A 12,882-nucleotide genomic window follows, 5' to 3' on the forward strand; every position below is an offset into this window, starting at 1 on the left:
GGTGACCAGGCTCAGATGCCCTCGACCACGATCATGTTCATCTTGGCAGCCTTGGAGCGCGCTTCACGGGCGGCACGGTACTCCTCGCTGTCATGGAACGCCTTGGCGGCGTCATAGCTCGGGAACTTGAGCACGACGATGCGGGTGGGGCTCCATTCGCCTTCCAGCGACTCGGTCTTGCCGCCGCGCACCAGCGGCTCGGCGCCATGGACTTGCATGGCCTTGGTCGACAGCACTTTGTATTGCTCGTATTGCACGGGGTCCGTCACGTCCACGTACGCGAGGATGTAGCCAGCGGCCATGTGTCTCTCTCCGGAAGCTGAATCGAAAACTGAATTGGAAACGACAGCGGCGGCTGGTGGAGCCGCCGGTCGTCGAAAAAATCAGTCGAACTGATTTTCCAGGAAACCGTTGCGCTTGGTGAGCGCATCCAGTTCTTTCAGTACTGACAGCAAGTCTTTCATGCGGCGCAGTGGTACGGCATTCGGGCCGTCTGATTTTGCGCATGCGGGATCGGGGTGCGTTTCCATGAACACGCCCGCCACGCCCGTAGCGATGGCAGCACGCGCCAGCACCGGCACGAACTCGCGCTGACCGCCCGAGCTGGTGCCCTGGCCACCCGGCAGTTGTACCGAGTGCGTAGCGTCAAACACCACTGGCGCGCCCGTCTCGCGCATGATCGCCAGCGAGCGCATGTCCGACACGAGGTTGTTGTAGCCGAACGAGGCACCGCGTTCGCAGGCCATGAAGTTGTCTTCCGGCAGGCCGGCATCGCGGGCAGCATGACGCGCCTTGTCGATGACGTTCTTCATGTCGTGCGGCGCGAGGAACTGGCCCTTCTTGATGTTGACGGGCTTGCCGCTCTGCGCACAGGCGCGGATGAAATCGGTCTGGCGGCACAGAAACGCCGGCGTCTGGAGCACGTCCACGACTTCGGCCACCGGCTTGATCTCGTCGATCTCGTGGATGTCGGTCAGCACCGGTACGCCTACCTGACGGCGGACTTCCGCCAGGATGCGCAGGCCCTCTTCCATGCCCAGGCCGCGGAAAGACGCGTCCGACGAGCGGTTCGCCTTGTCGAACGACGACTTGTAGATGAACGGAATGCCCAGCGCACCCGTGATCTCCTTGAGCGTGCCGGCGGTGTCGATCGCCATCTGCTCGGATTCGATCACGCAGGTGCCGGCAATCAGGAAGAACGGTTTGTCGAGGCCGACTTCGAAATCGCAGAGTTTCATCGTATTTCCTGTGCGCTAGCCCTTAGGCTACGGCGCGTTGTGCCGCAGTCTGCTGGTGATGTGCCAGCGCGGCTTCCACGTAGGCCTTGAACAGCGGGTGGCCATCGCGCGGCGTCGAGGTGAATTCCGGGTGGAACTGCACGCCGACGAACCACGGGTGCATCGACGCCGGCAACTCCATCATTTCGGGCAGGTTTTCCGACGGCGTGCGGGCGGAGATGATCATCCCGGCCTTTTCCAGCTGCGGCACGTAGTGGTTGTTCACCTCGTAGCGGTGACGATGGCGCTCGTTGACTTCCGCGCCGTAGATCGTCGCTGCCTTGGTGCCCGATTGCACCGGCACGCGCTGCGAACCCAGGCGCATGGTGCCGCCCATGTCCGAGTCGGCCGAGCGCTTTTCCACCGCGCCGTCGCGATCCAGCCATTCCGTGATGAGGGCCACCACCGGGTGTTGGGTCTCGTCGTTGAATTCCGTGCTGTTGGCGTCGGTCATGCCGGCCAGATGGCGGGCGAATTCGATCACGGCCAGCTGCATCCCCAGGCAGATGCCCAGGTATGGCACGCCCTTTTCACGGGCGTACTGGATTGCGCGGATCTTGCCTTCCGTACCGCGCTTGCCGAAGCCGCCCGGCACGAGGATCGCGTCCAGCGACTTGAGCACGTCCATGTGACCCGATTCCAGCTCTTCGGAATCGATGTACTCGATGTTGACGCGCGTTGAGGTATGCAGGCCGGCGTGGCGCAGCGCCTCGATCAGCGACTTGTACGACTCGGTCAGGTCGACATACTTGCCGACCATGCCGATGGTGATTTCGTGCTGCGGGTTCTCCAGCGTGTGCACCATGTGTGCCCACACCGACAGGTCCGCCGGCGGCGCGTCGATGCGCAGCTCTTCGCAGATGATGCGATCCAGCCCTTGCTCGTTGAGCATCTGCGGGATCTTGTAGATGGTGTCGACGTCCCACACCGAGATGACCGCGTCTTGCGGCATGTTGGCGAAGAGCGAAATCTTCGCGCGCTCATCGTCGGGGATCGGGCGGTCGGCGCGGCACAGCAGCGCGGTCGGCTGCACGCCAATCTCGCGCAGCTTCTGCACCGAGTGCTGCGTCGGCTTGGTCTTCAGCTCGCCGGCGCTGGCAATGAACGGCACCAGCGTCAGGTGAATGAACGCCGCCTGGTTACGGCCCAGGCGCAGGCTCATCTGACGCGCGGCTTCCAGGAACGGCAGCGATTCGATATCGCCTACCGTACCGCCGATTTCCACGATCGCCACGTCAGCCTTGCCATCGTGCGACGCCGCGGCACCGCGCTCGATGAAGGCCTGGATTTCGTTGGTGATGTGCGGAATGACTTGCACCGTCTTGCCAAGGTATTCACCGCGACGTTCCTTGCGGATCACGGATTCATAGACTTGGCCGGTGGTGAAGTTGTTCGACTTGCGCATCTTGGCCGAGACGAAGCGCTCGTAGTGGCCAAGATCGAGGTCGGTTTCTGCGCCGTCTTCGGTCACAAACACCTCGCCGTGCTGAAGCGGGCTCATGGTGCCCGGGTCGACGTTGATGTAGGGATCGAGTTTGAGGAGGGTGACTTTGAGGCCGCGCGACTCAAGAATGGCCGCGAGCGAGGCGGCGGCGATGCCCTTGCCGAGTGAGGACACTACGCCACCGGTAACGAATACGAACTTGGTCATGACCTAGCTTGCCGGGGAAAGCCGGATTATAGCAAAGGTGCCTTGCCCGATCCGTGACAGAACGGTGGAATTTGACCGACCGGGGGCTTGCTTATGCGGCACACCTCGTAATAACCGGCATGGCGCCTGCGTTCGCGCGCATTTCATTGATCAACTGGCGGATCAACTCGGCCGTTTCCAGCGGCTTTTCCATCGGATACAGGTGGCTGCCTTCGATCCAGCGCAGCTTGCTGCCGACAATGCGCCGGGTTGCCGCCAGGCCGACTTGGCGGATTTCGCGTGATCGCGTGCCAGCCACAAAGCTGACCGGGAACGGCGTGCCGCCAGCGACCTTGCGGCCCATGTTGGTCGGCAGCGTGCGGTAGATCTGGTATTCGATCTCGCGCGAGAAACGCAGCGTGCGTTCACGCTCGCGGCCGGTGGGTTCGGTACCGTGCTCAACGTAATCACGCAACACGTCTTCGTCCCAGCGGTCGAACTTGCGCTTGGCCTTGAAGTGGCTCCAGACAGAATCGAGATCCGGCCACAGGTTGCGCCGGTTCTTGGTGGCGGCTGCTGGCGACTGGCTCTCGTCGATGTCGAGCCACTGCGCAACGCGCAGCAGCTTGGCGCGCCAGCCCGCAATGATGGGCGAATCGAGCATCAGCACACCGCGCACGCGCTCAGGCCGACGCAGCGCCGCCATCAAACTCAGGAAACCGCCCAGCGAATGGCCGACCAGCCAGACCGGCTCGGGCTGCGCGTCGATCTCTGCGAGCAGCTCTTTGACCAGCCCCGGCCACGACCGGGTGACCGGAAAGCGCGGGTCATGCCCGAAGCGCTCAACGGCGTGGATGTCGAATTCGTCACCCAGCACGCCGAGCATCTTGCGATACGTACCGATCGGAAAGCCGTTGGCATGTGAAAACAGAATCGCGTCGCGCATCGAACCCGTCCCCGCCCGGCGCTCAGTGAGATTCCTGCGAACCACTGCCAGCCACGCGCTGGAGCGTCGACACCTGCTCGAACACGGGGCCAGGCGCGCGTTCCGGCGTGGCCGGAGCGTCCGCCACGGGCGGGGCAATGCGCACGGGCGCGACCTTGGTCGATGGATGCCCTTCGCGACGCAGGGGATGTGTCGGACTGGTATCCGTCTCCCAGTCCGGGTCGTCGATCTCGGCAAACACTTGGCGCAGACGCTTGCCCCACGTGCCGCGGATCATCGTGAAATACGGGTTCTCTTCGTCAATGGCCACGAAGCGCGTCACGCGCAGCGAGTTGGTCTCGTAGACCAGCAGATCCAGCGGCAGCCCCACCGAAATATTCGACTTCAGCGTCGAATCCATGGAGATCAGGGCGCATTTTGCGGCCTCATCCAATGGCAGCCCAGGGGAGACCACACGGTCGATGATCGGCTTGCCGTACTTCGCCTCGCCGATTTGGAAGTACGGATTCTCGGGCGTGGCTTCGATGAAGTTGCCGGCGGCGTACACATTGAACAGGCGCGGACGCTCTGCACCGATCTGCCCGCCGAAGATGATGCTGACGTTGAAGTCGATCTTGGCCTTGGCCAGTGCATCGGCTTCACGGTCGTATACCTCGCGCACGGCCTCGCCGACGATGGTGGCGGCTTCGAACATATCGCGGGCGGTCCACAGCGAGCGTGGTTTGTCGCGCGCCTCCGTCAGCACCTGCCGCACGGCCTGGCTGATGGCGAGGTTGCCGGCGGTCAGCAGCACCATGACGCGATCGCCTTCGCGCTCGAAGACGGTCATCTTGCGGAACGTCGAGATGGCGTCAACACCCGCGTTGGTACGGGAATCCGACAGGAAGACCAAGCCAGCGTCCAGGCGCATGGCAACGCAATAAGTCATGGGAGCAGCAACAAACGAAATCTGTGGGTTGAGCGCATTCTAGCGTGCCAATCGCAATGCACTGGCACGCTTGGAAGCGGTGTTCAGTTCACTCAGGCGGCCTCGGCAGGCAAGGGCTCGATCGAGATGCTGACGTCCAGCGTCTCGGCACCGCCACCCTGGCGAATGCCACGGATTGGCGCGGCGGATTGATAATCGCGACCGACCGCCAAGCGGATGTGGCGCCCGTCGGTAAAGCACTGGTGCGTCACGTCGATGCTGCACCAAGTATGCGATTCGGCATCCTGGCAGACGTCGACCCAGGCGTGGCTGGCGAGATCTTCCTCGCCAACAGCATGGAAATACCCGCTGACGTAGCGCGCTGGAATTCCCAGCGCGCGGCAGCACGCCACCATCACTTGCGCCTGATCCTGGCAGACGCCGGCGCTCAGGTTGAATGCCTCGGCGGCGGTCGTACCGACATCGGTGGAGTTGGGCTTGTAGCGCACACGCTGCGCGATGGCACAGGCAAGACTCAGTGCCGAATCGGCATCACCACGCACCAGTGCATGCTCGCGTGCGAAGTCGCTCATCTCAGGCGGCGCGGATGTTAGCGGCGTGGTGCTCAGGAAGTACAGCGGCGACACGCGGTAGCGCCCCTCCCCGGGGGCATCGGTAAAGCCGCGGCTGCCCGGCGCGGCGGACGGGAAGGCCTCGACGATACCGCGGGCGTCGATGGTGACGTCGTCCGCACGGTTGCCCAGGGTGAAGTGGTGCACCACGTTGCCGAAGCCGTCGGTGGCGCGTGTGAGGTTGCCGGGGGCGTGGATCTGCCAGCTGTCCACCTGTTGCAGCGGCCCACTGCGGGGGGTCAATCGCAGCTCATGCACGCTGTGGCGCAGCGGCTCGGCATAACGGTAGACCGTCGTATGTCGAATTTGGTATTTCACGATGGCGCGGGCGCTGCCCGAAAGCAACGCCCTGATAGATACAAAATGCCCCGCGCGTCACACTGCATCGAGCGGCACCAGGAAGTCCTGGCTGATGCCGTTGCCCAGATCGCCAATGCGCTCCAGGAAATTGGTCAGCCAAGGGTGCAGGCCAACCGCAAAAATGTCTTCGATGCGAGCGTACCGCAGGTCGGCGTGGAGTTTACCAGCGCGTCGCTCGGTCTCTGCAGACTGGCTGTTACGTACAGTGGACAGAATCGCCACGACTTCGTCCATGCTGGCCAGCAGCGAGCGCGGCATATCGCTGCGCAGGATCAGCAACTCGGCCACGCGCGTCGGCGTGATGACGTTGCGATAGATTTTGCGGTAGACCTCGAAGCCCGACACCGAGCGCAGCGTGGCAGCCCAGTGATAGAAATCCCCCTGCTCGGCGGCGGCTTCATCGCGCGTGGGGGTGGACTGGAATTTCACGTCGAGCAGCCGCGCGGTGTTGTCGGCGCGTTCCAGGAAAGTGCCCAGACGCATGAAATGGAAGGCGTCATCCGTGAGCATGGTGCCGACCTGCACGCCGCGCGACAGGTGCGAGCGGAACTTGACCCACTCGAAGAACTGCGACGGATCATCGCGCAGCATGCCCTCGGCCATCAGACGCTGCACATCCAGCCAGGTAGTGTTGATGGTCTCCCACACCTCAGTTGTGAGGGAGCCGCGCACGGCTCGGGCGTTCTCACGCGCGCCGCGCAAGCAACTCATGATCGACGACGGGTTGGTCATGTCGCGGACCATGAAGTCGATCACGTCGTCGCGCGAAAGTAAGCCGTAGCGGTCGGCAAAAACCCGCGTGAGTTCAGAGATATCGAGCATCGCCCACCAGCCCTGCTCCGCCACTTCCGCCGATTGCGGCATCAGCGAGGTCTGATAGTTCACGTCGAGCATGCGGGCGGTATTCTCGGCCCGTTCGGTATAACGCGCCATCCAGAAGAGGTGGTCTGCGGTTCGGCTGAGCATGGCGTTCCCTATCCGTATTCAATTATGTCGGTTGCGAGATGTCGACGCGTTAGCGCTCCAGCACCCACGTGTCCTTCGTCCCGCCGCCCTGCGACGAGTTGACCACCAGCGAACCCGCGCGCAACGCCACGCGCGTCAGGCCGCCCGGCACCATGCGCACGTCCTTGCCGGACAGCACAAAGGGCCGCAGGTCGATATGGCGCGGTGCGATGCCGGCTTCCACGTAGGTCGGGCACGTCGACAGCGCCAGTGTCGGCTGGGCGATGTACTGGTCGGGACGCGCCTTCACCACCTCGCGGAACGCAGCAATCTCATCCTTGGTAGCCGCCGGACCGACCAGCATGCCGTAGCCGCCCGCACCGTGCGTCTCCTTGACCACCAGTTCGCCCATGTGATCGAGCACGTATTGCAGGTCGTCCGGCCGGCGGCACATGTAGGTCGGCACGTTGTTCAGGATCGGCTCCTCGCCCAGATAGAAGCGGATCATGTCGGGCACGTACGGGTAGATCGACTTGTCGTCCGCCACGCCGGTACCGATGGCATTGCAGATAGTGACGTTGCCCGCGCGATAGACCGACAGCAGCCCTGCTGCACCGAGCGAGGAATCGGGGCGGAAGACCAACGGATCAAGGAAGTCGTCGTCGACACGTCGGTAGATGACGTCGATGCGCTGCGGGCCCTGTGTGGTGCGCATGTAGAGATGGTCGTCCTGCACGAACAGGTCGTGCCCTTCCACCAGTTCCACGCCCATCTGCTGCGCAAGGAACGCGTGCTCAAAGTACGCCGAGTTGTACATGCCCGGCGTGAGCACCACCACGGTCGGGTCCGCAATGTTCTGCGGCGACACACTGCGCAGCATGTCGAGCAGCAAGTCTGGGTAATGCGCGACCGGCGCCACACGATTGCGTGCAAACAGCTCGGGGAACAACCGCATCATCATCTTGCGGTTTTCCAGCATGTACGACACACCCGAAGGTACGCGCAGGTTGTCTTCCAGCACGTAGAACTCGCCCTCGCCGGCACGCACGATGTCGATGCCGGCCACGTGCGCGTAGATGTCGCGCGGCACGTTCACGCCGAGCATGTCGGGGCGGTATTGGGCGTTGTTGTAGATCTGGTCGGGCGGGATGACACCGGCGCGCAGGATGTTCTGCTCGTGGTAGATGTCGTGCAGGAAGCGGTTGAGCGCATCCACGCGCTGGCGCAGGCCGCGCTCAAGCGTGGCCCATTCACTGGCCGGGAAGATGCGCGGGATGATGTCGAACGGAATCGTACGCTCGGTGCCGCTGTTCGATTCGTCCTTGTCGCCGTACACCGCGAAGGTGATGCCGACGCGACGGAAGATGAGGTCGGCCTCGGCACGCTTGTTCTGCAGCGTAGTGGCGGACTGTGCGCCCAGCCATTCGGCGAAGCGCCCGTAGTGGCTGCGCACCTCGCCCTGCTGGACGAGGGCTGCCGGGGCCGGTTCGGCGGCATGGGGACTGCGTTCGCCATGCCAGTTGAGCATTTCATCGTAGAACCGGACTGCCATGCTGTTCTCCCCTGACGGACTGCCATGTCGCACGGTTGCACGACATGTGGTTTTTATAGCACAGTGGTTTTGGGCGCCACAATGGGGCCAACCCGCTGTGCAACCAAGTTTTACGGCAGCGCATCAATTCCGTCTGCGGCTGTCGCCAGGGCTTCCACTTCCAGCGCGGAGGACCAGTAGCGCGGCCGCATCGACCGTGCCGTCTGCACCTCCAGCGCATCGCCGCGTGTCTCGATGACGACGGCGCCGGTCTGGTCGGTCCGCAGCCGCTCGATGTCGCGCGCCACATAGCGCTGCCACACTTGGCGGTGCGGATGTCCGTACCGGTTGCGGTAGCCGACCTGGAAAACCGCCACCTGCGGTGACACTGCGTCCAAAAACGCACCGCTGGAGCTTGTCTTGCTGCCGTGATGGGGTACTAGCAAGATGTCTGCCATCAGCCGCTCCGGGGTTTCGCTGGCCACCAACGCAGCCTCCTGGGGGGCCTCAATGTCGCCGGTCAACAGCGCCGCATGCCGGCCGTTGCCGATGCGCAGCACACAACTGCGGGCGTTGCTCGATACACGCGCACCGTCGGCGGGCGGCCGCGCCGGGTGGAGCATCTCGAACGTCACGCCGTCCCACGTCCATGCTTGCCCAGCCAAGCAGCTCGTCAGGCCGATATCGTGCGCGGCGGCCGTCGCGTGTAGTGCATGTCCGTTTGGCAGAGACGCCAACATGGTGCGTACCGGCACCGCGTCGATCACCGTTTCGGTGCCACCGGCGTGGTCGCTGTCTTCGTGGCTGACGACCAGCGCGTCCAGGGCTTCGATGCCATGCCCACGCAGATAGGGTGTGATGACGCGGGCGGCCGCATCAGCGTGGTCACCGTAGCGTGGGCCGGTGTCGAACAGGAGGCGATGGTTGGCTGTTTCAACGAGTGCGGCGGCACCCTGACCAATGTCGAACGCGACGACACGAAACTCGCCCGGCAACGGCACCGGAACACGTGCCAGCACCATCGGCACAAGCAGCAATGCGCCCTGCGCGCGCCATGCCCACGCGCGATGGGCACCCGGCACCAACAGCAAAGCCACGCCGCCCGTTGCCAGCAGCAAGGCCCACGCAGGGGCGACTGGCGCAACCCAAACCGACCAGCTCGGCCGCGCCAACCACTCAAGCCACACCACCAACCAGCGAAAGCTCACCTCGGACAGTGCCAACACTGGCTGGGCCAACGGATCGGGCAACGCTGCGCCAACCAGTGCTAGCGGTGTCGTTAAAAAGCTGACCATCGGAATCGCCAATCCATTGGCCGCTGCCGAGACCACCGACGTCTGCTGGAACAGGAGCAACGTCAACGGCAGCAGGCCAAAGGTGACGGCAAACTGGATGCGCGTCGAGCTGGCAAACCCGCGTTGGTAACGCGCCCACCAACGCTCCGTCTCGCGATCACGTCGGCCATCGAGCACCATCTGCGCGGCCATAAAGATGATCCCGACCGCGCCAAACGACAGCCAGAACCCGGCCGACATGACGGCCCAAGGATCGACCACTGCCACCACGGCCGCTGCCCAGCACAGCGACAGGCTTGCCGGCACGTTGCGATCGGTCAGCCGCGCAATCGCGACAGTCGACAACATCAGCAGCGTGCGTTGCGCGGGAACCCCCATCCCCGCGAGCAGGCAATAGCCGAAGGCCGCCAGCATGGCTGCAATGGCTCCTGCTCGCGGCGTTGGCATACGCAGCGGCAACGGCGTGCGCAGCCAGCGCGCCAGCCCGAACGAACGTCGCCACAGTGCCATCCAGAACGCGGCAAACAACCCAGCAATCATCGTGATGTGCAAACCGGAGATGCTGACGAGATGGCTGATGCCAGTACGGCGGAACAACTCCCAATCTTCACGGGCGATGCCGCTCTGATCGCCCACCACGAGCGCGACGATGACAGGCGCGTAGCGTGCATCGGGCAATGCCGCGAGGATGTGGCGCCGCACGGCAGCACGCCAACGCTCTACGTTGATGCCGAAGCCTGCCTCGGCCTCGCCCAGCGCGATGTTCTGTGCGCGCTTGCCGGTGCGCACGTAGCCGGTGGCGCGGATGTCGTCGGCGAGCATCGCGTATTCGCCATCGAAGCCGCCCGGGTTGGACAGGCTATGCGGGCGTTTGAGCCGCAGCGTCAGTTTCCAACGTTGGCCGGGCTGCAGGTCGGGGATGCCGGCGCGGCGATCAGGCTCGACGCCCTCATCACCCGCCCCGCCCCAGGTGCGAGCGCCGTACCAGGAAAGGCGTACGCGCGATGGCACGGCATCGCCGGCATCGCTGGATTCGATTTGAAAGAGAAAGCGCGTAGCGTCTTCGGAGACCTGCGGAAGTTCGGCCACCACGCCAGTCGCGATGATGTCCTTGCCCTCCCACACCGGGCTGAGCACGACAGACAATCGCTGTTGCGCGCGCCAATCGCTCCAGCCAAAGCCAGCAACGGAAGCACTGGTGACCAACAGGACAGAGAACAGAATCGGTTTGCGACGCGCCACAAAGGCAAGCAGCAGACATAGCCCCAGCACCACAACCGCTTGCCACGCAGGCATGAGCACGGCCTGCATCTGCAGCGCCACACACCCGGCCACGAACCCAACCAACCCCAACCGCATGGGCGGGCGTCAGGGTGCCAACAGTGCTGCCAAGCGAGGAATGGCCTCGATACTGTTCCGGCGCGCCTGGGCGGCCAGTGCATCGATGGAGATGCCGCGCAGTTCCGCCATGGCGGCGGCAATGCCCGCCACCTCGGCGGGCGCATTGCGTGTGCCGACCTGCTCGCTGAACTGATCATCAGCAAGCCACGCCGGGGCGAGATCCGGGGCGTCGGTCTCCAGCACGATCGCTTCGATCGGCATCTCGGCGGCAAGCCGGCGGACACGGTTGGCGCGCGAGAAGGTGAACACGCCGCCAAAGCCGAGCTTGAAGCCGGAATCAACATAGGCGCGGGCCTGATCGGGGCTACCGTTGAACGCATGCGCGATGCCACGTACACCTGCCTTGGCGGCCGCGCTGCGCACCTGGTCCTGCGACTTGCGCACGTGCATCAGCACGGGCAAATCAAACTCGCGCGCAATGCGCAATTGCGCTTGGTAGACGGTGTTCTGCCGCTCGACGTTCGGATCGGGGATGAAGAAATCGAGCCCGATCTCGCCGATGGCAACAAAGCGCGGATCGTCCATCGATGCTGCGACTTGGCGTCGCAGTTCGGCCAGATCATCGTCGCTGGCCTGGGCAGCACACATCGGGTGAATGCCCAGCGCATAGCTGCAGCCCGCGTGCCGATGGGCGAGCGTGCGCACCGTATCGAAGTTCCAGCGCGCCACGGCTGGCACGACAATGTGGTTCACGCCCGCCGCGTGCGCCTGCGCGACGACCGCGTCACGGTCTGCGTCGAATTCGCGGGCGTCGAGATGGCAATGGGTGTCAATCCACATGATCGGCTCTGGTCTATCGAAAAGCGGCAACGTACCGGAAAGACAGGCGTTCTAGAATCCGCCTTTTCTGATACTGGGGGCCTCCGCCCGCACAATGCAATGAGAACAGCCTACCTGACTTGTGCCGCACTGACCGCGCTCCTGCCCGCCCTGCCCGCCAGCGCGGAAACCATGCGCTGCGGCAGCGGCTACATCGTCCGCATCGGCGACAACAAGTCAGACGTCCTGCAGAACTGCGGCGAGCCCGTGATGCGCGATACCTTCTGCGCAACCACAGGCACCGGCAGCACGCAGCCCGCCATCAACGGCGCCTGCAGCAATGTCGACGAATGGACCTACAACCCCGGCACCGGCCAGTTCATGACGACGCTGCGCTTTGTCGAGGGCCGGCTGCAGTCCATTCGCTACGGCAGCCGGGCTCGCTGACACGCAGCCTCATCGCACGGGCATCAGCGCTCGACGTGCAGATGGCCTTCGCGCAAACGCAGGATGCGATCACAACGGCCGGCAAGCTCGATGTCGTGCGTGACGATGACGAAGCTGGTGCCAAGCGTACGCGTCAGTTCCAGCATCAATTGGAAGACTTCACCGGCGGTGTGGTCGTCCAGGTTGCCAGTGGGCTCGTCGGCCAGCACGCAGGCGGGTGACCCGACCAGCGCGCGTGCGATGGCCACACGCTGACGCTCGCCACCGGACAGCTCGCCTGGACGGTGCGCCGTGCGCGGGCCCAGCCCCACACGTTCAAGCGTCATCTGCGCGGTATGGCGCGCCTGCGCCTCGGCCACGCCGCGGATGCGCAGCGGCATCGCCACGTTGTCCAGCGCGGTGAATTCCGGCAACAGATGGTGGAACTGGTAGACAAAACCCAGCGCTTGGTTGCGCAGCGTGTTGCGCTCACGCTCCTTCATGTCGGTAAAAGGCTTGCCGAGCAGCGCGACACGACCCGAACTCGGCTCGTCCAGCCCGCCCAGCACATGCAGCAGCGTGCTCTTGCCCGAGCCCGACGCGCCGACAATCGCCACCTTCTCGCCCACGCCGATACGGATGTCGACGCCCTTGAGCACGTCCACATTCAACCCGCCCTGCTTGAACGACTTGGACAGCCCCTCGGCCTGCAGTACCGCACCCAGACGTGCATCGGCCGGCGCATCCATGGAAGTCATGACAGCCTCACTCAT

At 64.1% G+C, this 12,882-nt stretch carries 12 protein-coding genes; 1 reads left to right on the plus strand and 11 read right to left on the minus strand.

Features of this window, described 5'->3' with window-relative positions; translation table 11 throughout:
- Window positions 1–11 precede the first annotated feature (11 nt).
- The 10 genes from F7R11_RS12700 to F7R11_RS12745 all read right to left on the minus strand — a co-directional run bounded on the left by F7R11_RS12700 (window position 12) and on the right by F7R11_RS12745 (window position 11,704).
- Window positions 12–302: a DUF1330 domain-containing protein gene (locus F7R11_RS12700; RefSeq protein WP_021194078.1), complete on the minus strand. Its 291-nt coding sequence runs from the start codon at window positions 300–302 to the stop codon at window positions 12–14.
- Window positions 303–383: 81 nt separating this feature from the next.
- Window positions 384–1,238: a 3-deoxy-8-phosphooctulonate synthase gene (kdsA, locus tag F7R11_RS12705; RefSeq protein WP_064803956.1), complete on the minus strand. Its 855-nt coding sequence runs from the start codon at window positions 1,236–1,238 to the stop codon at window positions 384–386.
- A 22-nt stretch (window positions 1,239–1,260) separates the two neighbouring features.
- Window positions 1,261–2,928, minus strand: coding sequence for a CTP synthase (pyrG, locus tag F7R11_RS12710; protein WP_021194076.1), 1,668 nt, complete (start codon window positions 2,926–2,928; stop codon window positions 1,261–1,263).
- Window positions 2,929–3,019: 91 nt separating this feature from the next.
- Window positions 3,020–3,853: an alpha/beta fold hydrolase gene (locus tag F7R11_RS12715; RefSeq protein ID WP_064803958.1), complete on the minus strand. Its 834-nt coding sequence runs from the start codon at window positions 3,851–3,853 to the stop codon at window positions 3,020–3,022.
- A 22-nt stretch (window positions 3,854–3,875) separates the two neighbouring features.
- On the minus strand, window positions 3,876–4,781 hold the full coding sequence (locus F7R11_RS12720) for a proteasome-type protease (protein ID WP_031329134.1): 906 nt from the start codon (window positions 4,779–4,781) through the stop codon (window positions 3,876–3,878).
- 92 nt (window positions 4,782–4,873) lie between these two features.
- A complete protein-coding gene (locus F7R11_RS12725; RefSeq protein WP_031329132.1) occupies window positions 4,874–5,710 on the minus strand; it encodes a transglutaminase family protein in 837 nt (278 codons plus the stop codon).
- A 57-nt stretch (window positions 5,711–5,767) separates the two neighbouring features.
- Window positions 5,768–6,718: an alpha-E domain-containing protein gene (locus F7R11_RS12730; RefSeq protein WP_064803960.1), complete on the minus strand. Its 951-nt coding sequence runs from the start codon at window positions 6,716–6,718 to the stop codon at window positions 5,768–5,770.
- A gap of 49 nt (window positions 6,719–6,767) precedes the next feature.
- On the minus strand, window positions 6,768–8,249 hold the full coding sequence (locus F7R11_RS12735; protein WP_021194071.1) for a circularly permuted type 2 ATP-grasp protein: 1,482 nt from the start codon (window positions 8,247–8,249) through the stop codon (window positions 6,768–6,770).
- A 110-nt stretch (window positions 8,250–8,359) separates the two neighbouring features.
- On the minus strand, window positions 8,360–10,882 hold the full coding sequence (locus tag F7R11_RS12740; protein WP_064803962.1) for a DNA internalization-related competence protein ComEC/Rec2: 2,523 nt from the start codon (window positions 10,880–10,882) through the stop codon (window positions 8,360–8,362).
- A gap of 9 nt (window positions 10,883–10,891) precedes the next feature.
- Window positions 10,892–11,704, minus strand: coding sequence for a TatD family hydrolase (locus F7R11_RS12745; protein ID WP_064803965.1), 813 nt, complete (start codon window positions 11,702–11,704; stop codon window positions 10,892–10,894).
- A gap of 99 nt (window positions 11,705–11,803) precedes the next feature.
- On the opposite strand from F7R11_RS12745, the gene F7R11_RS12750 reads away from it, so the two are divergent.
- Window positions 11,804–12,130 (plus strand): DUF2845 domain-containing protein, encoded by a 327-nt coding sequence (locus F7R11_RS12750; RefSeq protein WP_064803967.1) that lies wholly within the window; start codon window positions 11,804–11,806, stop codon window positions 12,128–12,130.
- 23 nt (window positions 12,131–12,153) lie between these two features.
- Here the strand turns inward: F7R11_RS12750 and lolD are convergent, their stop codons facing one another.
- Window positions 12,154–12,882: a lipoprotein-releasing ABC transporter ATP-binding protein LolD gene (gene lolD, locus F7R11_RS12755; RefSeq protein ID WP_021194067.1), complete on the minus strand. Its 729-nt coding sequence runs from the start codon at window positions 12,880–12,882 to the stop codon at window positions 12,154–12,156.

It is taken from the genome of Ralstonia insidiosa (assembly GCF_008801405.1).
Taxonomy (GTDB): domain Bacteria; phylum Pseudomonadota; class Gammaproteobacteria; order Burkholderiales; family Burkholderiaceae; genus Ralstonia; species Ralstonia insidiosa.

What these genes read in the sequence shown, in the direction of transcription:
- F7R11_RS12700 (WP_021194078.1), bottom strand. Translation starts at nt 302, where the DNA reads ATGGCCGCTGGCTACATCCTCGCGTACGTGGACGTGACGGACCCCGTG.
- kdsA (WP_064803956.1), bottom strand. Translation starts at nt 1,238, where the DNA reads ATGAAACTCTGCGATTTCGAAGTCGGCCTCGACAAACCGTTCTTCCTG.
- pyrG (WP_021194076.1), bottom strand. Translation starts at nt 2,928, where the DNA reads ATGACCAAGTTCGTATTCGTTACCGGTGGCGTAGTGTCCTCACTCGGC.
- F7R11_RS12715 (WP_064803958.1), bottom strand. Translation starts at nt 3,853, where the DNA reads ATGCGCGACGCGATTCTGTTTTCACATGCCAACGGCTTTCCGATCGGT.
- F7R11_RS12720 (WP_031329134.1), bottom strand. Translation starts at nt 4,781, where the DNA reads ATGACTTATTGCGTTGCCATGCGCCTGGACGCTGGCTTGGTCTTCCTG.
- F7R11_RS12730 (WP_064803960.1), bottom strand. Translation starts at nt 6,718, where the DNA reads ATGCTCAGCCGAACCGCAGACCACCTCTTCTGGATGGCGCGTTATACC.
- F7R11_RS12735 (WP_021194071.1), bottom strand. Translation starts at nt 8,249, where the DNA reads ATGGCAGTCCGGTTCTACGATGAAATGCTCAACTGGCATGGCGAACGC.
- F7R11_RS12740 (WP_064803962.1), bottom strand. Translation starts at nt 10,882, where the DNA reads ATGCGGTTGGGGTTGGTTGGGTTCGTGGCCGGGTGTGTGGCGCTGCAG.
- F7R11_RS12745 (WP_064803965.1), bottom strand. Translation starts at nt 11,704, where the DNA reads ATGTGGATTGACACCCATTGCCATCTCGACGCCCGCGAATTCGACGCA.
- F7R11_RS12750 (WP_064803967.1), top strand. Translation starts at nt 11,804, where the DNA reads ATGAGAACAGCCTACCTGACTTGTGCCGCACTGACCGCGCTCCTGCCC.
- lolD (WP_021194067.1), bottom strand. Translation starts at nt 12,882, where the DNA reads ATGAGTGAGGCTGTCATGACTTCCATGGATGCGCCGGCCGATGCACGT.